The following is a 20146-nucleotide window of genomic DNA, read 5'->3' on the forward strand; positions in this document are numbered from 1 at the left end:
GGCCGGCTCAGGCGCCGGACGTTTCAGCCCCTGACAATCTGGTTCTTGCCCTGCCGCTTGGCCTGATACATCGCCGCATCCGCCCGTGCGAACAGGCTGTCGAGCACTTCATCCTCCTCATCGATGCCGGTCAGCCCCTGGCTCACCGTCACCCCGAACACCTGTTCGTCCTGGCTGAAGCTAAGGCGCTGGATCTCGCGCTGCAGACGCTGCGCCACCTGCAGCGCCAGCTCCGGCGTGCACCCGGGAAACACCGCCGCGAACTCTTCGCCGCCAATGCGCCCGAACAGGTCGCCACGGCGCAGCACCGCCTTGCCGCTGTCGGCGATGCGTTGCAGCACCTGATCACCCGTCTGGTGCCCGTAGGTGTCGTTGACCTGCTTGAAGTCATCGATGTCCAGCAGCAGGAACGCCATCGGCGCCTGCTCCTGGCGTGCCTTTGCGAAGGTGTGGTGCGCGCATTCGAAAAAGTGCCGGCGGTTGCTGCTCTGGGTCAGCACGTCGGTGGTGGCCAGGCGCTGCAACTCGCCTTCGAGCTGCTTCTTTTCGGTGATGTCCTCGGCCATGCCGACCACGATCACGCCCTGTGCGCTGTCGGCCTGCTGGTTGATGAAGCACTTGTCGCTGAGCCAGCGCACCTGCCCGTCGGCGGCGATGATGCGGTACTCGCGGTCTTCCACCGCGCCCTTGACCAGCACCTCGGCCAGGCTGCGTTCGGCGTACTCCAGGTCGTCGGGGTAGATGCTGTCGCGCCACTCGTTGTGATCGGCCAGCAGCAGACCGGCCGAGCGCCCGAAAATCCGCTCGTAGGCCGGGCTCACGTACAGCACGCGCCGGGTTTCCCAGTCCATGGCCCAGAGCACCGCGTTGACACTGTCCAGCAGCGAGCTGAACAGCTGCTCGCGCTCGCTCAGGCGCGCGACTTCACCCTGGGCATGCAGCAGGGCCAGCAAGGTGTGCGCGGGATGCGACGGTGGGCTGAACGACGGGGACGGCGGGTTCTTGTTGACCATGTGCACGAAGCGTCTCGAAAAGCGGAATCGAAAGGCGAAGGGCGTGCGGCCTGACACGGCCCGCCACGCGGGCGATATGCCAGTCAGAGTGAAAATCGAAGGGAGAGTTCCTCAGGCGCGCCCCAGGACGGGGCGCGCTGATCAACGGCGTCAGGCCAGGGCAGGGCGTAGCGAATAGGTCTTGAGCTGTGCGGCGAAGTCGCGCAGCGACTGGATACCGCTGGCCTCGGCCTCGTGTACCCAGTCCTTCATCGCGGCCAGCATATCGTGGCCGTTGGCACTGGTGCGTGCCCAGATCTGCTGCAGGGCCAGGCGCTTCTCGTAGATGGTCTTGAGTGCCTGGCTGTGCGCCAGCATCGACTCGATGCGCTGGTGGTGGCGGTCTTCGAGCAGGCTCGGCTCACGCGAAAGCAGGCGCTTGGCGCGGCGGAACTGGTGGCGCACCGAGTCGTCCACGCGCATCAGCTCCTGCTTGACCAGCGGCGCGATCACCAGTTTGCGGTACTGCGCCATGATCTGGAAGCGGTTGTTGAGGATCGCCATGGCGGTATCCATGTCGAGCTGGCCCTTGCCCTCGACGCGGTGCGCGATGGGTGCCACGCGCTGCACCTTGGCCAGGCGCAGCCAGGTGAACAGCTTGATCCATGCCCAGCCCATGTCGAACTCCCAGCGCCTGACCGAAAGCTTGGCCGAGTTGGGGTAGGTGTGGTGGTTGTTGTGCAGCTCTTCGCCGCCGATGATGATGCCCCACGGCACCAGGTTGGTGGCGGCATCGCGGCATTCGAAGTTGCGGTAGCCCACCGCGTGGCCCAGGCCGTTGACCACGCCGGCGGCCCAGAACGGAATCCACATCATCTGCACTGCCCAGATGGTGATGCCGATGGTGCCGAACAGCAGCACGTCGATCAGCGCCATCAGCGCGATGCCGCCCAGCTTGTAGCGCGAGTACAGGTTGCGTTCGATCCAGTCCTCGGGGCAGTTCTTGCCGTAGATGCGCAGGGTCTCGGGGTTCTGCGCCTCTTCGCGGTACAGCTCGGCACCCTTGCGCAGCACCGTGGACAGGCCCTTGATGACCGGGCTGTGCGGGTCGTCGACGGTTTCGCACTTGGCGTGGTGCTTGCGGTGGATGGCGGTCCATTCGCGGGTGTTCTGCGCCGTGGTCAGCCACAGCCAGAAGCGGAAGAAGTGCTTGAGCCCGGCATTGAGCTCCAGGGAGCGGTGCGCGGAATAGCGGTGCAGATAAACCGTGACCGCGACGATCGTCACGTGGGTCATCAGCAGGGTGACGGCCAGCAGTTGCCAGGCTGACAGGTCGAGAAAACCGTTGTACCACATAGGCGGGTGGGCCCTCGTAAAGCGAAAGAAACAGCGCAAAGTATTATCCCTACCCTACTAAATAAAACCAGTCGGCGTTTTAGATAGGAGGTCACGGGATATTTCTACCCCTATAATGGCCATCATTTTGCCCTGGGTTCCAGCGACTCTATGTCTGTATCCGTTCGAGACGCCCTGCGTATGTCCGCGCTGTATCTGGTGCTGTCGGTCATGTGGTTGGTGCTGTCTGATCAAATACTGAGCAATCTTTTCGATGATCCCGCCCAGTTGGCACGCTGGGAGCTGATCAACGCCTACGCGTGGATGGGCTGCAGCGCTGCACTGATCTTCGTGTCGCGCTGGCGCCTGCTCAATTTCATCGGCGTGGGTGCGCGCCTGCGCCGCGAGGACCGCGAGCGCCTGCGCATGGCCGCAGCGGTGTTCGACAGCACCCTCGAAGGGGTGCTGGTGAGCGACCGCGACGGCCTGATCGTGCACGTCAACCGGGCGTTCATGCAGATCACCGGCTACCAGAAGGACGAGGTGCTGGGCCAGCGCCCGAGCAAGTTCAAGTCGGGCCGCCACGACACCGCGTTCTACCAGCAGATATTCGCCACCCTGGCCGAGAAGGGCGAATGGAGCGGCGAAATCTGGAACCGGCGCAAGAATGGCGAGATCTACCCGCAGTGGCAGACCATCTGCGCCATTCACGACGACAGCGGCCAGCTGACCCATTACGTGGCGGTGTTCAGCGACATCAGCGCGATCAAGCACACCGAGCGCGAGCTGGCGCACCTGGTGCACCACGACCCGCTCACCGACCTGCCCAACCGCCTGCTGTTCAACGACCGGGTCAAGCAGACCCTGGCTGCGGCCCAGGCCAACAAGCGCGGCTGTGCCCTGTTGCTGCTGGACCTGGACCACTTCCAGAGCATCAACGACAGCCTCGGCCACAACACCGGCGACCAGTTGCTCAAGGCCGTGAGCGAACGCCTGCTGGCCCAACTGGGCACCGGCATGACCCTGGCGCGGCTGGGCGGCGACGAGTTTGCCGTGCTGTCCGAGAACTGCGCTCAGGTCGGCCAGGCCGCTGCCCTGGCGCAAGGCATCATCGATTGCCTCAAGGAGCCGTTCGAGCTCGACCACCATCGCCTGTTCACCAGCGTCAGCATCGGCATCAGCCTGTTCCCCAGCGATGCGCTGAGCGCCGAGCAATTGCTGCGCAACGCCGACTCGGCGCTGTTCAAGGCCAAGGGCAATGGCCGCTCGGGGTACGCCCTGTACACCGAGGAGCTGACCGCCCATGCCCAGCAGCGGGTCGAGACGGCCGGCGAGTTGCGCCGTGCCCTGGAGCAGCAGGAGCTGCGGGTGTACTACCAGCCGGTGCACGACCTGCTCACCGGTGCCATGATCGGCGTCGAGGCACTGGTGCGCTGGCAGCACCCCGAGCGCGGGCTGGTGCCGCCGGGCGAGTTCATCCCGATTGCCGAACGCACCGGGCTGATTGCCGAGATCGACACCTGGGTGATGCGCCAGGCCTGCCAGCAGATGGTGCAGTGGCAGGCCGAGGGCAAGGCCCTGAGGTTTGTCGCGGTCAACGTGTCCAGCCGCCTGTTCGGCAAGCGCAGCCTGTACCAACTGGTGGCCCAGGTGCTGCACGACACCGGGCTGGACCCGGCGCGGCTGGAGGTCGAGGTGACCGAAAGCGCGGTGATGGAAGACCCCGAGGTGGCGCTGGAGCAGTTGCACCGCCTGCGCGAGCTGGGCCTGCAACTGGCCATCGACGATTTCGGTACCGGTTACTCCTCGCTGCTGCGGCTCAAGCGCCTGCCGGTGCAGAAGCTCAAGATCGACCAGGGCTTCGTGGCGGGCCTGCCCCATGACGATGATGACGTCGCCATCGTGCGGGTGATCATCGCCCTGGCGCGCAGCATGGGCATGCAGATCCAGGCCGAGGGCATCGAAGAGGCCGAGCAGGCGCGCTTCCTGCTGGAGCAGCAGTGCGACATGGGCCAGGGCTACTGGTACGGTCGACCGGTGCCGGCGCAGCAACTGCGCTGGTCCTGAGGGCCCTTTCGCGGGGCAAGCCCGCTCCCACAGGGGCCGGTGGAGAACCTTGTGGGAGCGGGCTTGACCCGCGATGGGCTGCAAAGCAGCCCGCCTCTGCACTTTTTAGTTATATAAAAATTCTTAAATAGTATTTTTAAGAATATTCCACCCTCTCTAAGATTGCCCTCAAGCCAGGCGCAGTCGTCCCCTTCAGATGCAGCTGCACGGCACCCCTTATTTCCAGGAGCACGAGCATGAGCGCATCTCTGCGTAGCGTTGACGGACAGGACGAAGCCACCATTCTGCGCGAGATCCAGAGCGCATTGCGCGACCTGCGTTTCGGCGCGGTGGAAATCACCGTGCACAACGCCCAGGTCGTGCAGATCGAACGCAAGGAAAAATTCCGCCTGCAGAATCCAGGCAACAAGCCCAGCTGATTCAGCCCTCTAATTAGAAAAAATACGCCAATCGGGAGCTTCACCATGTCCATCCGCCGTTATGCCCTGGCCGCACTGGCCAGTGCCGTGTTTGCCGGTTCCGCCATCGCCAAGGACTACGAGCTGTTGAACGTGTCCTATGACCCCACCCGCGAGCTGTATCAGCAGTACAACGCCGAATTCATCAAGCACTGGCAGCAGGCGCACCCGGACGACAAGGTCAAGATCCAGCAGTCCCACGGTGGCTCGGGCAAGCAGGGCCGTGCGGTGATCGACGGCCTGCGCGCCGACGTGGTGACCCTGGCCCTGGCCGGCGACATCGACGAAATCGCCAAGCTCGGCAAGACCCTGCCGGAGAACTGGCAGACCCGCCTGCCCGACGCCAGCACCCCGTACACCTCGACCATCGTGTTCCTGGTGCGCAAGGGCAACCCCAAGGGCATCAAGGACTGGGGCGACCTGATCAAGAAGGACGTGTCGGTGATCACGCCCAACCCGAAAACCTCCGGTGGCGCGCGCTGGAACTTCCTCGCCGCCTGGGCCTACGGCCTGAAGGCCGGCGGCAGCGAAGCCAAGGCCCAGGAATACGTGCAGGAGCTGTTCAAGCACGTGCCGGTACTGGACACCGGCGCCCGCGGCTCGACCATCACCTTCGTCAACAACGGTCAGGGCGACGTGCTGCTGGCCTGGGAAAACGAAGCCTTCCTGGCCCTCAAGGAAGACGGTGGCGCCGACAAGTTCGACATCGTCGTGCCGTCGCTGTCGATCCTGGCCGAGCCGCCGGTGGCGGTGGTGGACAAGAACGCCGAGAAAAAGGGCAATACCGCGATCGCCACCGAATACCTCAAGTACCTGTACAGCCCGGCCGGCCAGAAGATCGCCGCCGAGAACTTCTACCGCCCGCGTGACGAGAAGGTCGCTGCCGAATACGCCAAGCAGTTCCCTAAACTCGAACTGGTGACTATCGACAAAGACTTCGGTGGCTGGAAAACTGCGCAGCCCAAGTTCTTCAACGATGGTGGTGTGTTTGACCAGATCTACACGGCGCAGTGATGCGTGGCCGTTAGGATAATCGCCATTCAGTAGCCAGCATGGGCCCGGGATTCGTCTCGGGCTTCGTGCGTTAAACCAGGGACTTCTATGTCGCGTCGTATCTCCCCCGTCATACCCGGCTTCGGGCTGACGCTGGGCTACACCTTGGTGTACCTCAGCCTGATAGTGCTCATACCGCTGGCGGCCATGTTCATCCATGCCGCCCAGCTCACCTGGGACCAGTTCTGGACCATCGTCACCGCACCCCGGGTGCTGGCCGCGCTCAAGCTCAGCTTCAGCACCGCGTTCTATGCGGCGCTGATCAACGGCGTGATCGGCACGCTGCTGGCCTGGGTGCTGGTGCGCTACACCTTCCCAGGGCGCAAGGTCATCGATGCGATGATCGACCTGCCGTTCGCCCTGCCCACCGCGGTGGCTGGCATCGCCCTGACCGCGCTGTATGCGCCGTCCGGTCTGGTGGGCCAGTTCGCCACCGACCTGGGCTTCAAGATCGCCTACACGCCGCTGGGCATCACCCTGGCGCTGACCTTCGTGACCCTGCCGTTCGTGGTGCGCACGGTGCAGCCGGTGCTGGCCGACATCCCGCGCGAGGTCGAAGAGGCCGCCGCGTGCCTGGGGGCCAAGCCGCTGCAGGTGTTCCGCTACGTGCTGGCGCCGGCGCTGCTGCCGGCCTGGCTGACCGGCTTCGCGCTGGCCTTCGCACGGGGTGTGGGCGAGTACGGTTCGGTGATCTTCATCGCCGGCAACATGCCAATGAAGACCGAGATCCTGCCGTTGCTGATCATGGTCAAGCTCGACCAGTACGACTACACCGGCGCCACCGCCATCGGCGTGATGATGCTGGTGGTTTCCTTCATCCTGCTGCTGCTGATCAACCTGTTGCAGCGGCGCATCGAAACCCCGTGAAGGAGGCCTGACCCATGTCTGCATCATCTGTTGGTGTGGCCGCTTCGGCCAACGCTGCCCGCCGTGGCAGCGCGATTTCACGGCGCGTGCTGATCGGCCTCGGCTGGCTGATCTTCGCGCTGTTTCTGCTGCTGCCGCTGTTCATCGTGGTGTCCCAGGGCCTGAAGATGGGCCTGGGCACCTTCTTCGAGGCGATCTTCGAGCCCGACGCGCTGTCGGCGCTCAAGCTCACCCTGATCGCGGTGGCCATCTCGGTGCCGCTGAACCTGGTGTTCGGGGTCAGCGCGGCGTGGTGCGTGAGCAAGTACAGCTTCCCCGGCAAGAGCATCCTGGTGACCCTGATCGACCTGCCGTTCTCGGTGTCGCCGGTGATCGCCGGTCTTGTCTACGTGCTGATGTTCGGTGCCCAGGGCTTCTTCGGCCCGTGGCTGCAGGACCATGACATCCAGATCGTGTTCGCCCTGCCCGGCATCGTGCTGGCGACCATCTTCGTCACCGTGCCGTTCGTGGCGCGCGAGCTGATCCCGCTGATGCAGGAGCAGGGCACCCAGGAAGAGGAGGCCGCACGCCTGCTCGGGGCCAACGGCTGGCAGATGTTCTGGCACGTCACCGTACCCAACATCAAATGGGGCCTGATCTATGGCGTGGTGCTGTGCACGGCGCGCGCGATGGGCGAGTTCGGTGCGGTGTCGGTGGTGTCCGGGCATATTCGCGGGGTGACCAACACCTTGCCGCTGCATGTCGAGATCCTCTACAACGAATACAACCATGTCGCGGCCTTCAGCGTGGCCAGCCTGCTGCTGATCCTGGCGCTCTTCATCCTGCTGCTCAAGCAGTGGAGCGAGTCCCGCATTAACCGCCTGCGCCACAGCGCCGCGGAGGAATAATTCATGTCGATCGAAGTTCGTAACGTCAGCAAGCGCTTCAACGCTTTCCAGGCCCTGGACAGCATCAACCTGGATATCCACAGCGGCGAGCTGGTAGCGCTGCTGGGCCCGTCCGGCTGCGGCAAGACCACCCTGCTGCGCATCATCGCCGGGCTCGAGACGCCGGACCAGGGCAGCATCGTGTTCCATGGCGAGGACGTGTCGGGGCACGACGTGCGTGATCGCAACGTCGGCTTCGTGTTCCAGCACTACGCGCTGTTTCGCCACATGAGCGTGTTCGACAACGTCGCCTTCGGCCTGCGCATGAAGCCCAAGGGCGAGCGCCCGAACGAGACGCGCATTGCCGAGAAGGTCCACGAGCTGCTGAACATGGTGCAGCTGGACTGGCTCAGCGACCGCTACCCCGAGCAACTGTCCGGTGGCCAGCGCCAGCGTATCGCCCTGGCGCGGGCGCTGGCGGTAGAGCCCAAGGTGCTGCTGCTGGACGAGCCGTTCGGTGCGCTGGACGCCAAGGTGCGCAAGGAGCTGCGTCGCTGGCTGGCGCGGTTGCACGAAGACATCAACCTGACCTCGGTGTTCGTGACCCACGACCAGGAAGAAGCCATGGAAGTGGCCGACCGTATCGTGGTGATGAACAAGGGCGTGATCGAGCAGATCGGCTCGCCGGGCGAGGTATACGAGAACCCGGCCAGCGACTTCGTCTACCACTTTCTGGGCGACTCCAACCGCCTGCACCTGAGCGAGGACCAGCACGTGCTGTTTCGTCCGCACGAAGTGTCGCTGTCGCGGCAGGAGGTGGAAGGCCACCACGCAGCTGAAGTGCGTGACATCCGCCCGTTGGGCGCGACCACGCGGGTGACGCTGAAGGTGGAAGGGCAGAGCGAGCTGATCGAGGCCGAGGTGGTCAAGGACCACGACAGCCTGACTGGGTTGGCCCGAGGCGAGACGTTGTTCTTCAAGCCGAAGGTGTGGCAGAAGGTCGGCAGTATCTGAGGCCTCACGGGCCTCATCGCGGGTCAAGCCCGCTCCCACAGGGATATCACTGATTCAAGGGGCAGTGGAGTACCTGTGGGAGCGGGCTTGACCCGCGACGGGCCGCGAAGCGGCCCGCCTCACCACACCCCGATCTTCACCACGCTGTCCGCCTGCGGCTCCCCGTAGCGGAACCGCTCCCCCCGCCGCTCGATCTCCGCATGGCTGATCGTGGTGCGGCGCTTGAGCCCGCGCAGCCACTGCAACAGGTATCCCTGATGCACCTCGCGCACGCCGGCATGCGCCGGATCATCGCCCAGGTCGTGCCGCTCCTGCGGGTCTTCCTGCAGGTCGAACAGCTGCGCCCTGAAGCCGTCATACGCGATGTACTTGAAGCGCTCGCTGCGCACCATGGTCATGCGGCAACGGTCGATCGGCTGCCCCAGCCGCTCCCGCGCCGGGGTCTGGAACGCATAGTCGTACTCGGCAATCGCGTATTCGCGCCATCCCTGCGCCGTACCGTGCAGCAACGGTACCAGTGACCGCCCCTCCAGCCGATGCTCGGCCCCTGGCAATCCCAGTGCGTCCAGAAACGTCGGCAGCGCATCGATGGTCTCCACCAGCCGCGCATCCACCGTGCCGCGGGTGGCATCTGCCGCCCCACGCGGGTCGCGCACGATCAACGGCACACCCACCGCCTGCTCCAGCAGAAACTCCTTCTCCCCCAGCCCGTGGTCGCCCAGAAAATCACCGTGGTCGCTGGTGAACACGATCAGCGTGTCGTCCCAGCGCCCGGTGCGTCGAAGCACTTCGAACAGCCGTCCGAGCTGGTCGTCCACCTGCCTGATAAGCCCCATGTAGGTGGGGATCACCTTCAGGCGCACCTCCTCGCGGGAGAAGTTCACGCTCTCCTGATGCTGGCGGAACGCGCCATACACCGGGTGATCGCTGCGCCCGCCCTGCACCGCCGGCAGCACCTGCGCCGCGCCATACAGCGCGTGGTACGGCGCCGGCGCAATGTACGGCCAGTGCGGCTTGATGTACGACAGGTGCAGGCACCACGGCTGCTCGCCCTGTTCGGTGATGAAGTCGATGGCGCGGTCGGTGGTGTACACCGTCTCCGAATGCTGCTCGGGCAGGCGCGTGGGGCGGTCGGCGTGGCGCATGTGCCAGCCGCTGAGCACCTCGCCGTCTTCGCCCTGCGCTGCATTGGCCCAGTCGTGCCAGGGGTTGTCGCCGCCATAGCCGTGTTCGCGCAGGTAACGGGTGTATGGGGCGCTCTCGCGCTTGTCGGCGAACTGCGGGTCGTCGGGGTAGATACCGTCATGGCGCACATAGGCTTCGAAACCCACTTCATCGAGCTGCCTGGCCATGTCGGCGTCGATGCCCAGCTGCTGCTGCGCCTGAAGGTTCGGCGTGGCGTGGGTCTTGCCCACCAGCGCGGTGCGGATGCCGGCCGGGCGCAGGTAGTCGCCCAGGGTCAGCTCCTCCAGCGGCAGCGGCACGCTGTTCCAGGCCACCTGGTGGCTGCTCACATAGCGCCCGGTGTACGCCGACATGCGCGACGGCCCGCAGATGGTGCCTTGGGTGTAGGCGCGGCTGAAGCGCACCCCGGCAGCGGCCAGGCGGTCGATGTTGGGCGTGTGCAGGTGCGGGTGGCCGTAGCACGACAGATAATCGCGACGCAGCTGGTCGCACATGATGTACAGCACGTTGCGCACGGGGGCAGGTTGGGTCATGGCGCTCACCGGTTGAAAGTCTGGTGGGTGATTTCGCCCTGCACGCCACGCGACCACAAGCGCATTTGCCGAATACCTTCGATGCGCCCGGCGCAACACCTCAGATGGCCAGGCGCTCCAGGTTGCACAGGTCCTGGTCGGCCTGATCGGTGGCGACGATCTGCGCGATCATTGCCTCGGCCAGCGGCGACAGGCGCTGGCGCGCACGGCTGACGATGCCGTAGCGGGTGTACAGCTCCTCGCAGTCGTCGTGCAGGCCGTCGATGTTCAGGCGCACCAGTTGCTGGGCTGCGCTGTGCAGCGCATCGCTGTTGGCGCTGCAGATGCCGATCGCGTCGGAGTTCAGCACCACCCCCAGCAGGCTGTAGCCGTTCTCGCACTCGACGCTGGCGGTGAAGTCCGGGCGCCCGCTCAGGTCGCTGATCACCTTGCGCAGGTTGGGCGGGCGCAGGGTCACCGCCAGGGGGTAGGCCAGCAGTTGCTCGGCGCTGACGCTCGGCAGTTGCGCCAGCGGGTGCGCGGCGCGGCAGCAGAAGTGCCAGCGGCGCGGGCGCAGGCGCACGGTGTGGTAGGCCGGGTCGGCCTCGAAGCGGCGGGTGTCGGCCACGAAGAACTCGAACTCCTCGGCCAGCAGGCGCTTGTCCAGGTTCTGCCAGTCATCCACCTGAAAGCGCACCCGTGCCCTGGGGTAGCGCCCGATGAACGTGCCGATGGCACGCGGCACCAGCCCGGCGGCCGGCGCCGGGCCGCAGCCAAAGCGCAGCTCGCCGGCCTCCAGGCCGTTGAACTGGCTGATCTCGTTGCTCAACTGGTGCGCGCCGCTGACCAGCCGGCGTGCATGTTCGAGCACCACCAGGCCCTGCTTGGTCGGCGCCAGCTCCTTGCTCGACCGGTCCACCAGCAGGCACCCGGCGCTGTGTTCCAGGGCCTGGATGCTACGGCTGAAGGCCGATTGCGAAAGGCTCACCGCGTTCGCCGCCGCCACGAAACTGCGGTGCTCGGCAAGCGCGATCAGGTGGCGAAGCTGGCGTAGGTCGATATGCATTTTTCACATGAAAAGTATCGGGCAAATGCATTTGCTCTGCCTCGGCTGCACTCCTTATAAAGGCAATCTCTTATGCAGTAAACATATGTGAAATCATAAATAAATAACTTTAAGGAATATCAATTCCTTGCCCAGGAGCCGCCCATGCGCCCGTCTTCCCCCGCCGCACCCTTGTCTTCCCGACGGCTCAAGCGCCTGCCGCTGGCCTTGCTGCTGGCCGGCAGCGCGCATTGGCTGCCGGCCCAGGCGGCCACCGACGCGACGCCCGAGGTCAAGCCCGACAGCCAGCTCAAGGCCGTCACCGTGACTGCGCGCCGACGTGAAGAGAGCGCCCAGGACGTGCCCACGCCGATGAGCGTGCTCGACGGCCAGGCCCTGGAAAGCCAGCGCGTGTACCGCATCCAGGACCTTCAGCAGTTGGTGCCCAGCGTCAACGTGGCCTACATGCATGCGCGCCAGTCCAGCGTGTCGATCCGCGGCCTGGGCAACAACCCGGCCAGCGACGGCCTGGAAGGCAGCGTGGGGCTGTACCTGGACAACGTCTACCTCGGCCGCCCCGGCATGGCGGTGTTCGACCTCATGGACATCGAGCAGCTCGAAGTGCTGCGCGGCCCCCAGGGCACCCTGTTCGGCAAGAACACCACTGCGGGGGTCATCAACATCAGCACCCGTGCGCCCAGCTTCACCCCCGAGCGCAGCATCGAGGCCTCGGTGGGCAAGGACGGCTACTTCCAGACCAAGGGCACGCTTTCCGGCCCGCTCACCGAGACCCTGGCCGGCCGCTTCTCGGCCTACCGCACGCGCAGCGACGGCGACATCAGCAACGAGCACGACGGCCACACCCTCAACGGTGGCGCGCGCCAGGGCTTTCGCGGGCAACTGCTGTACAAGCCCAGCGAGCGGTTCAACCTGCGCTGGATCGGCGACTACAACGAGGAAGACTCCAGCGCCGGCACCCGCGTGCTGTACAGCACCGGGCCGACCATCAACGGCGTCAACCGCTATGAAAACCGTGCGGCGGCGGCCGGCGCCACGCTGGTCGACGGCCGCCACCGCAAGGTCAACCTGGACGACGACCAGAAGGTAACGGTGTTCCAGGGCGGCACCTCGCTGGAGGCCAACTGGACCCTGGACAACGACTTCACCCTGACCTCCATCAGCAGCTACCGCTGGTGGGACTTCACCCCGCGCAACGACGACGGCCTGGATGTGCCGGCGACCTACAACGCCGGGGTGTCGGTGCAAGACAAGCAGTACTCCCAGGAATTTCGCCTGGCCTCGCCCACGGGCGGCTTCTTCGACTACGTACTGGGCGCGTACTACTTCGGCTCCAACCTGGACAACAAGTCCTTCGCCTTCTACGGCCCCCAGGCCGACGTGTGGAACGGCACGCCGACCGGTGCGCTGGCCAACGTCAGCTCGGTGGGCAAGGGGCACATCAAGACCGACAGCTTCGCCCTGTTCGGCCAGGGCACCTGGCACCTCACCCCGCGCCTGGACTTCACCGCCGGGATACGCGGCACCTACGAAGAGAAAAGCGCCTGGGTCAACCGCAGCGCCCCGGTGGGCGGCGCTGCGGTCAGCGGGGCGGCGGCAGCGGTACGCCAGGGACGGGCCGGTGCGTATGACTCGGGCGACCTCAACCAGTACAGCACCAGCCCCTCGGGCCTGCTCAACCTCAGTTACCGCTTCACCGACGACCTGCTGGGCTACGCCACGCTGTCCCACGGCGAGAAGTCCGGCGGGGTCAACCTGGCGGTGGGCACCGCACCGGTGGCTGGCGCCGACTCGTTGCTGATCGGCACCGAGCGCGCCAACAACGCCGAACTGGGCTTCAAGAGCACCCTGTGGGACCGCCGCCTGCAACTGAACGCCAACCTGTTCTGGACCCAGGTCAACGGCTACCAGACCAACGCCTACGACGACGCCAACCGCGTGCAGTACCTGACCAACGCAGGCTCGGTGCGCTCACGCGGGGTCGAGTTCGACAGCACCCTGGTGCCGCTGCGCGGCCTTACGCTGAACCTCAACGGCTCGTTCAACGACGTGCGCTACCTCGCCTACAAGGACGCCCCGTGCGCGCCGGAGGTGGCTCTGCAACCGGGTGCCCCGGCCGCCTGCGACCTCAGCGGGCATCAGGTGGTCGGCGCCTCCAAATGGATCGCCAACGCCAACGGCCAGTACCAGTGGGACCTGGACAACGGCCTGCAGCCCTATGTCACCGCCAGCTATGCGTTCCGCTCCAGGGCGGTGGGCACGGTCGAGGACTCGGACTTCGCGCAGATCCCCAGCTACGCCGTGGTCAACCTCAGTACCGGCCTGCGCGGCGATGCCGGGGGCGGGCAGTGGGACGTGTCGCTATGGCTGAAGAACGCCTTCGACAAGACCTACTACACCACCCTGTGGAGCGCCGCCAACGGCGGCTACGAAGGGCTGCTCGGCACCCCGCGGACCCTGGGCGTGACCGGTCGCTATGACTTCTGAGGGGTTTTTCGATGCCTTTGGCGAATATTTTCGATGCCGCAAAGGCATTGCCAGATCAGCAATGCCCTCCAGCCCTTGATTGGCGCGGGCTAGAGCGGTTCAGCGGTTTTGTATATGCGATCAGGTTCTATCCATAACTTTAAAGATTACTTTAAGAGATAAGCAGCACGCGTCGATCATCCACCTCAGCGAAGGCCGGCCAGACCGGGCGGCCTTCGATGCACATGCACCGAACCTCCCAGGAGTTGATCAATGGGTAATGTCCAGACCGCCGCCAGTGCTCTCGATGTGCTTTGGCGCCAGGCGCCGGGCGGCGAGCTGGTCGACCTCGGTCGGCCGCACCGGTTGCCGCTGGCGCAACAGCGCTTGCAGCGCACCCCGCGTAGTGCCTTGAAGGGCCGCGAGAAGGTGCTGCTCGGGGTTTTCGCGCTGGTGCTGCATGGTGCCGTGGCCTACTGGGTCAGCCAGGCACCGGCCCCGGTGTTGCCGGTGGTTCCACCGGAAATCCCGCCGATGACCATCGAGTTTTCCCAGCCGGCGCCACCGGTTGTCGAGCCGCCGCCCCCGGCGCCGGCCGAGCCTGTGGTGGAGCCGCCACCGCCGGTGGTCGACGAGTTGGCCGTCAAGCCGCCGCCACCGCCCAAGCCGGTACCCAAGCCCAAGCCAAAGCCGGTGCCCAAGCCCGAGCCCAAGCCTGCGCCCAAACCGGTCGAGCCGCCGCCGGCACCGCCACAACCTGCCGCCCCGCCTGCGCCACCTGCCCCGGCGCCGGTGACCCCGGCTTCGGCCAGCGCGGCGTACCTGAAGAACCCGGCGCCGGAATACCCGTCGCTGGCCCAGCGTCGCGGCTGGGAAGGCACCGTGCTGCTGCGGGTGCATGTGTTGCCCAGCGGCAAGCCTGGCGAGATCCAGTTGCAGAAGAGCAGTGGTCGCCAGCAGCTCGACGACGCCGCGCTGGCGGCGGTAAAGCGCTGGAGCTTCGTGCCGGCCAAGCAGGGCGAAGTGGCCCAGGCGGGCTGGGTCAGCGTGCCGATCGATTTCAAGATTCGCTAAAAATTTCGCGCTAACAGAGAGAAACCATCATGAGTGTATTGGCATCCCCCCTTGAATCCATCGAAAGCGCGGTGATCTGGCTGCTGGTGGTGTTTTCCGTCGCGACCTGGGGCCTGGCCCTGGTCAAGGGCTTGCAGTTCGCCCGCCTGAAGAACCAGGACAAGCGCTTCCACAAGCAGTTCTGGGCGGCCTCAAGCCTTGATTCGGCCGCCGAACTCACCCAGACCCAGCCCGGCGCTGCCGCCCGCGTGGCCCAGGCCGGCTACGCCGCCATCGCGGTGGGCGAGCCCGGCCAGGCCAATGACCTGAGCCAGGCGATCAACCACCAGGACCGCCTCGAACGCGCCCTGCGCCAGCAGATCGTGCGTGAGCGCCGCTCGCTGGAAACCGGCCTGGCGGTGGTGGCCAGTATCGGCAGCACGTCGCCGTTCATCGGCCTGTTCGGTACCGTGTGGGGCATCATGGAAGCGCTCAAGGGCATCAGTGCGGCGGGCTCGGCGAGCCTGGAAACCGTGGCCGGGCCGATTGGTGCGGCGCTGGTGGCCACGGGTGTGGGGATCGCGGTCGCGGTGCCGGCGGTGCTGGTTTACAACTACTTCCTGCGTCGCCTGAAACTCACGGCGGCCGACCTCGACGACTTTGCCCACGACTTCTACAGCCTGGCGCAGAAGAGTGCCTTCCGCGTGCTGGTGCACCCTGCGCTTCACAAAGCTGCAACAGTGAGCGGCCAACCTGTGAAAGAGGCGTCCTGACATGGCCTTTTCTACCCAGGACAGTGACGAGGTACTCAGCGAGATCAACGTGACGCCGCTGGTGGACGTGATGCTGGTGCTGCTGGTGGTGTTCATCGTGACCGCGCCGTTGTTGACCAACGCGATCCCGATCAGCCTGCCCAAGACCGAGGCCGTGGCCCCGGTGGAGCAGAAGGACCCGCTGGTGGTGAGCATCGATGGGGGCGGCAAGTTGTTCATCAACAAGGACGAGATCCAGCCGGACTTGCTGGAGACCAGCTTGCAGGCGGCCAAGGCCAAGGACCCGGAGGTACGCGTGCAACTGCAGGCGGACGACGGTGTGAATTATGGGGAAGTGGCGCGCGCCATGGCCTCGATCGAGCGGGCGGGGATCACCAAGCTTTCGGTGATCACCGCGCGTTGAACACGATGCAACGGTAAGGGCAACGCATTCGGGGGCCGTATCCTGGCAGGGGACGGCCCCTTTTTTTATGCCCGTTCCGAGGGCGCCGATACCAGCTCCCACAGGGTTGCACACAGCATTCGGAAAGCAGTTTTGGTTATTAATAAATAGCTTCTTATTCCTTTACGAATATAACCCCCGCCCTATACTTGCCCTCATGCAATGCAAACCCAGCAGGAGGCATCTCATGCGCAATGAGTCGATTCGTTACCTGATTGTGCCGGGCTGGCAAGGATCGCCAGACGATCACTGGCAAACCCACTGGCAGAACAGCCTGCCCAACAGTGCCCGCGTCGAACAGGCCGACTGGATCACCCCGCGTCGTGAAGACTGGGTTGCCGCGCTCGAACATGCCATCGCCGCCGACACCTCGCCGGTGATCCTGATCGCCCACAGCCTGGGCTGCATCACCGTCGCGCATTGGGCCGCCCACGCCAGCGAAACCCTGCTGCAGCAGGTACGTGGCGCACTGCTGGTGGCCCCGGCCGACGTCGAACGCCCGGCCTGTGCACCGGCCCTGCGCAACTTCGCGCCGATTCCGCAGAACCTGCTGCCGTTTCCCAGCCAGGTGGTCACCTCCGACAACGATCCGGCGGTCAGCGCGCCACGGGCGATGCAACTGGCTCGCGCCTGGGGCGCAGAAGCCGGTGTGCTCGGCGGCGCCGGGCATATCAACGTCAAGTCCGGACACCGGCGCTGGGAGCAGGGCTTTGCCTACCTCTATCGCCTGCAGAGCCGCCTGGAACAGCACGCACTGCGTCGCGCCTGACCCCGGGCGCTACCCTCTTTTTCATCAAGACGTCCGCGCCGTGAGTCGCTCGGGCGGGAGTTTGCCATGAGCCTTCACGACACCTACGGCCAGCCACTGCTGACCTTCCCCGAGAGCGACAAGAGCCCGTTGAGCATCCGCGCCAAGGCGCTGGTGTTCGTCGACCCGCGCTCGCGCCAGCTGCGCGAAGAGCTGGAGCTGCTGGCGCCGCTGGCCTTGCCCGTGCTGATCCGCGGCGAAAGCGGCACCGGCAAGGAGCTGCTGGCCCGGCAGATCCACCGCGCCAGCGACCGCGGCGGGCTGTTCGTCTCGGTCAACTGCGGCGCCATCAGCCCCACCTACGCCGACGCCGAACTGTTCGGCTACAGCGCCGGCGCCCACAGTGGTACCGCCAGCAGCCGCGCCGGCTGGTTCGGCTCGGCCAACGGCGGCACGCTGTACCTGGATGAAATCGCCGACCTGCCGCTGCCGATCCAGGTCAAGCTGCTGGCCGCCCTGGAAAACCGCGAAGTCACCCGCGTTGGCGCCCAGCAACCCAACCCGGTGGACGTGCGCCTGGTGGCCGCCTCCAGCATCGACCTGGCCCAGGCTGTGGCCGCCGGCAAGTTCCACGACCGTCTCTACCACTACCTGCACGAAGGCCGCCTCGAGCTGCCCGCGTTGCGCGAGCGGGTGGGCGATATCCTGCCGCTGGCCGAGTACTTCGTGGGCATCTACAGCCCGCGCCTGAACCTGGCCGTGCCGCCGCTGCTCAGCGAGGCCGCGCAGCGGGTGCTGGAACTGCACAGCTGGCCGGGCAACACCCGCGAACTGGAAAACGTCATTCACTTCGCCCTGCTGGTCAGCAGCGGGGAGGAAATACTGCCCGAGCATCTGAACCTGCCGGAAACCTTGACGCCGCTGGCCGCGTTGGAGCGGCAGATCGAGGTGTTGCTGCGCGCAGGTGCAAGTGAGCGCAGTGGCCTGAAGGCCTTGCTGGAGAAGGTGGCGCTGCGGTTGGGTGTGTAGGCGTAACGCACAGGCGGTTGTCTGCGGAGCAACCGTTGCAGATGCGAATGAGGTGGATTACCTTCTTGCTTCGCAAGCCTTGGATCGCTTGAAGCATTGAAAGGATATTCATGAAAAACCTACCTTGCGCGGTACGTGTCTTCCTTGCCCAGGCCAGCCGCTGATGCGCCTGTCGATGCTGTGCATGAGCACGCTGCTCGCTTCCTTTTCGGCAAGCGCCGAGCTGGAGATTCTACCGCTCAGTGGCAATACCCATATCCAGAAGGTCATTGAGAAAAGGGCGGTCTCGCCCACGGCCGAGCCAGAGAAGAACTCGACCTTTCCTGGTTTCGAGCAATTCAGTTCGATGATCACACTCGCCCAGGCGAGCGACAGAAGGCTGGCTCAAGCCGTCCGATTCAAATCGCAATCCAGAGCAGCGATCGAGAAGTTGCAATGTCGGCTGTCCAAAGAACTCCCCTCCGGCGTCGAGATGAAGGAGGGCGGCTTGAACGGCGTCATGTCGCTTTATTCGTGCGGCGATGATTATGTGGTGACCTACGAGACCCACTATGAGCGCGAGCTGACACAGCGCGTGGTGGTTTACGACGATGATTACGCCAAGCCTCAGGACCCCGGCAAGCCCCTGGTGAAAACGTCGGAAAAAGTAATGGGTGGGGTCAGGAGGACAGGATTGCGCTGGATGAATTCCACGCATGAGATCAGGTATGACATCTACGCCAATGTGCAGGGTGATGGTGCACTCGAGAAGGAACTGGCCACTGTCATCACCGAGGTTGCCATCGAGACCGCTAATCGATAGACCGCGAGCATTGTCTGTTGCGGCGCCGGATGCACCTGGCAGGCCAGCCGATGCTCTCTTCTTTATCAGTCAAAAAGATATAAGCGTCTGCATAAAAGATATTGTTAAGGAATAAAAAATCTCGGTATTGTCGCCTCCACGCCAGCTAGCACAATACTGGCACCCTCTCTTTCGCCGTCGACGATGGCTGTGATTCGAATAAGGACTGCGCATGAAAAAGGCTTTGTTGTTGACTGCATTGGCAGCCGCTCTGTCGGTTGCAGGTTTCGCCCACGCCGGCCAGAAGCTGGTGGTTGCCGCCACCCCGGTGCCCCACGCCGAGATCCTCGAGCTGATCAAGCCAACCCTGGCCAAGGAAGGCGTGGACCTGGAAATCAAGGTGTTCACCGACTACGTGCAGCCCAACGTGCAGGTCGATCAGAAGCGTCTGGACGCCAACTACTTCCAGACCCTGCCCTACCTCAAGAGCTTCAACGAAGGTAAAGGCACCCACCTGGAAACCGTGATCGGCGTACACGTCGAACCGTTCGGTGGCTACTCGAAGAAGGTCAAGAGCCTGGCCGAGCTCAAGGACGGCGCCACCATCGCCATCCCCAACGAAGGCTCCAACAGTGGCCGTGCGCTGATCCTGCTGCAGAAGGCCGGGCTGATCGAACTCAAAGATCCGAAAAACGCCCTGGCCACGCCCAAGGACATCGCCAAGAACCCGCACAACTTCAAGTTCAAGGAGCTTGAGTCGGCCCTGCTGCCACGCGTGCTGGACCAGGTCGACCTGGACATGATCAACACCAACTATGCGCTGGAAGCCGGCCTGAACCCGGCCAAGGATGCCCTGGTGATCGAGGGTTCCGACTCGCCTTACGTGAACTTCCTGGTGGCGCGCCCCGACAACAAGGACAGCGACGCCATCCAGAAGCTGGCCAAGGCCCTGACCAGCCCTGAAGTGAAAGCCTTCATCGAGCAGAAATACAAAGGCGCGGTACTGCCGGCGTTCTGATTCGCCCGCTGTAGACCGCACGATGCAAAACGCCGACTCCGGTTACCGGGTCGGCGTTTTTTTTGAATGGGGTTTCAGCGTGGTGTGTTGACCGCGCGGCGCAGGGCCGTCAGCCATTTGATCAGTTCGCTGGGGTCGAGGGTCGGCTGGTCGCTGTTCATGGTGTTGTTTTCCTTGTGGGTTGAACGGCCCACGGGGCCGCGCACGACAGCTGTTTGATGGCGCGCGCGCGGGAAAGATCCCGCCTGCCACGAGGAAATTTGCGGTTAGTTTTTTGCGTGATATCAATATGCAATAAAGATATTTAAATAAATATTTTTATAGCTTTAGAGTATTACCAAAGTGCTTACCGGCACGCCCAACCCTAGCCGCCACCGCCCGTCTACCCTCGGGCCGGTTCGAGACCACCCCCATGCAGCGCACC

The 20146-nt window shown here is 64.6% G+C and carries 18 protein-coding genes; 14 read left to right on the forward strand and 4 right to left on the reverse strand.

What is annotated here, in order from left to right:
- Positions 1-23: 23 nt before the first annotated feature.
- Positions 24-1013, reverse strand: a complete 990-nt coding sequence (locus DN388_RS13125; RefSeq protein WP_255000782.1) for a sensor domain-containing diguanylate cyclase — start codon at positions 1011-1013, stop codon at positions 24-26.
- Between the two features lie 150 nt (positions 1014-1163).
- Positions 1164-2348: a delta-9 fatty acid desaturase DesA gene (gene desA, locus DN388_RS13130; protein WP_043861303.1), complete on the reverse strand. Its 1185-nt coding sequence runs from the start codon at positions 2346-2348 to the stop codon at positions 1164-1166.
- A gap of 150 nt (positions 2349-2498) precedes the next feature.
- On the opposite strand from desA, the gene dibA reads away from it, so the two are divergent.
- The 6 genes from dibA (at position 2499) to DN388_RS13160 (ending at position 8652) form a co-directional block, all read left to right on the forward strand.
- On the forward strand, positions 2499-4394 hold the full coding sequence (gene dibA / locus DN388_RS13135) for a phosphodiesterase DibA (protein WP_043861302.1): 1896 nt from the start codon (positions 2499-2501) through the stop codon (positions 4392-4394).
- 236 nt (positions 4395-4630) lie between these two features.
- Entirely contained in the window at positions 4631-4813 is a 183-nt protein-coding gene (oscA, locus tag DN388_RS13140; protein WP_007941032.1) for a sulfur starvation response protein OscA, read from the forward strand.
- 45 nt (positions 4814-4858) lie between these two features.
- Positions 4859-5866 (forward strand): sulfate ABC transporter substrate-binding protein, encoded by a 1008-nt coding sequence (locus DN388_RS13145; protein ID WP_043861301.1) that lies wholly within the window; start codon positions 4859-4861, stop codon positions 5864-5866.
- 87 nt (positions 5867-5953) lie between these two features.
- Entirely contained in the window at positions 5954-6772 is an 819-nt protein-coding gene (gene cysT / locus DN388_RS13150; RefSeq protein ID WP_043859898.1) for a sulfate ABC transporter permease subunit CysT, read from the forward strand.
- A gap of 14 nt (positions 6773-6786) precedes the next feature.
- Positions 6787-7659, forward strand: a complete 873-nt coding sequence (gene cysW, locus DN388_RS13155; RefSeq protein WP_043859899.1) for a sulfate ABC transporter permease subunit CysW — start codon at positions 6787-6789, stop codon at positions 7657-7659.
- Between the two features lie 3 nt (positions 7660-7662).
- Positions 7663-8652 (forward strand): sulfate/molybdate ABC transporter ATP-binding protein, encoded by a 990-nt coding sequence (locus DN388_RS13160; protein WP_255000248.1) that lies wholly within the window; start codon positions 7663-7665, stop codon positions 8650-8652.
- A 119-nt stretch (positions 8653-8771) separates the two neighbouring features.
- Here the strand turns inward: DN388_RS13160 and DN388_RS13165 are convergent, their stop codons facing one another.
- Both DN388_RS13165 and DN388_RS13170 read right to left on the reverse strand, forming a co-directional pair.
- Complete coding sequence (locus DN388_RS13165; RefSeq protein ID WP_255000250.1) at positions 8772-10370, reverse strand: alkaline phosphatase family protein; 1599 nt, start codon at positions 10368-10370, stop codon at positions 8772-8774.
- A 100-nt stretch (positions 10371-10470) separates the two neighbouring features.
- A complete protein-coding gene (locus DN388_RS13170) occupies positions 10471-11415 on the reverse strand; it encodes a LysR family transcriptional regulator (RefSeq protein WP_043859902.1) in 945 nt (314 codons plus the stop codon).
- A 144-nt stretch (positions 11416-11559) separates the two neighbouring features.
- On the opposite strand from DN388_RS13170, the gene DN388_RS13175 reads away from it, so the two are divergent.
- The 8 genes from DN388_RS13175 (at position 11560) to DN388_RS13210 (ending at position 19722) form a co-directional block, all read left to right on the forward strand.
- Positions 11560-13899, forward strand: a complete 2340-nt coding sequence (locus DN388_RS13175; RefSeq protein ID WP_255000252.1) for a TonB-dependent receptor — start codon at positions 11560-11562, stop codon at positions 13897-13899.
- A gap of 252 nt (positions 13900-14151) precedes the next feature.
- Positions 14152-14952, forward strand: a complete 801-nt coding sequence (locus DN388_RS13180; protein ID WP_255000255.1) for an energy transducer TonB — start codon at positions 14152-14154, stop codon at positions 14950-14952.
- A gap of 29 nt (positions 14953-14981) precedes the next feature.
- On the forward strand, positions 14982-15704 hold the full coding sequence (locus DN388_RS13185; RefSeq protein ID WP_043859905.1) for a MotA/TolQ/ExbB proton channel family protein: 723 nt from the start codon (positions 14982-14984) through the stop codon (positions 15702-15704).
- A 1-nt stretch (position 15705) separates the two neighbouring features.
- Positions 15706-16107 (forward strand): biopolymer transporter ExbD, encoded by a 402-nt coding sequence (locus tag DN388_RS13190; RefSeq protein WP_043859906.1) that lies wholly within the window; start codon positions 15706-15708, stop codon positions 16105-16107.
- Positions 16108-16333: 226 nt separating this feature from the next.
- On the forward strand, positions 16334-16915 hold the full coding sequence (locus tag DN388_RS13195; RefSeq protein WP_043859907.1) for an alpha/beta hydrolase: 582 nt from the start codon (positions 16334-16336) through the stop codon (positions 16913-16915).
- A gap of 66 nt (positions 16916-16981) precedes the next feature.
- Positions 16982-17923 carry a sigma 54-interacting transcriptional regulator gene (locus DN388_RS13200; protein WP_043859908.1) on the forward strand — a complete coding sequence of 314 codons (942 nt, stop codon included), beginning with the start codon at positions 16982-16984 and terminating at the stop codon, positions 17921-17923.
- 163 nt (positions 17924-18086) lie between these two features.
- On the forward strand, positions 18087-18725 hold the full coding sequence (locus tag DN388_RS13205) for a hypothetical protein (protein ID WP_054915895.1): 639 nt from the start codon (positions 18087-18089) through the stop codon (positions 18723-18725).
- Between the two features lie 211 nt (positions 18726-18936).
- Entirely contained in the window at positions 18937-19722 is a 786-nt protein-coding gene (locus tag DN388_RS13210) for a MetQ/NlpA family ABC transporter substrate-binding protein (RefSeq protein ID WP_043859910.1), read from the forward strand.
- Positions 19723-20146: the final 424 nt, after the last annotated feature.

The sequence above is a fragment of the Pseudomonas sp. S12(2018) genome, from assembly GCF_024355235.1.
GTDB lineage: Bacteria > Pseudomonadota > Gammaproteobacteria > Pseudomonadales > Pseudomonadaceae > Aquipseudomonas > Aquipseudomonas palmensis.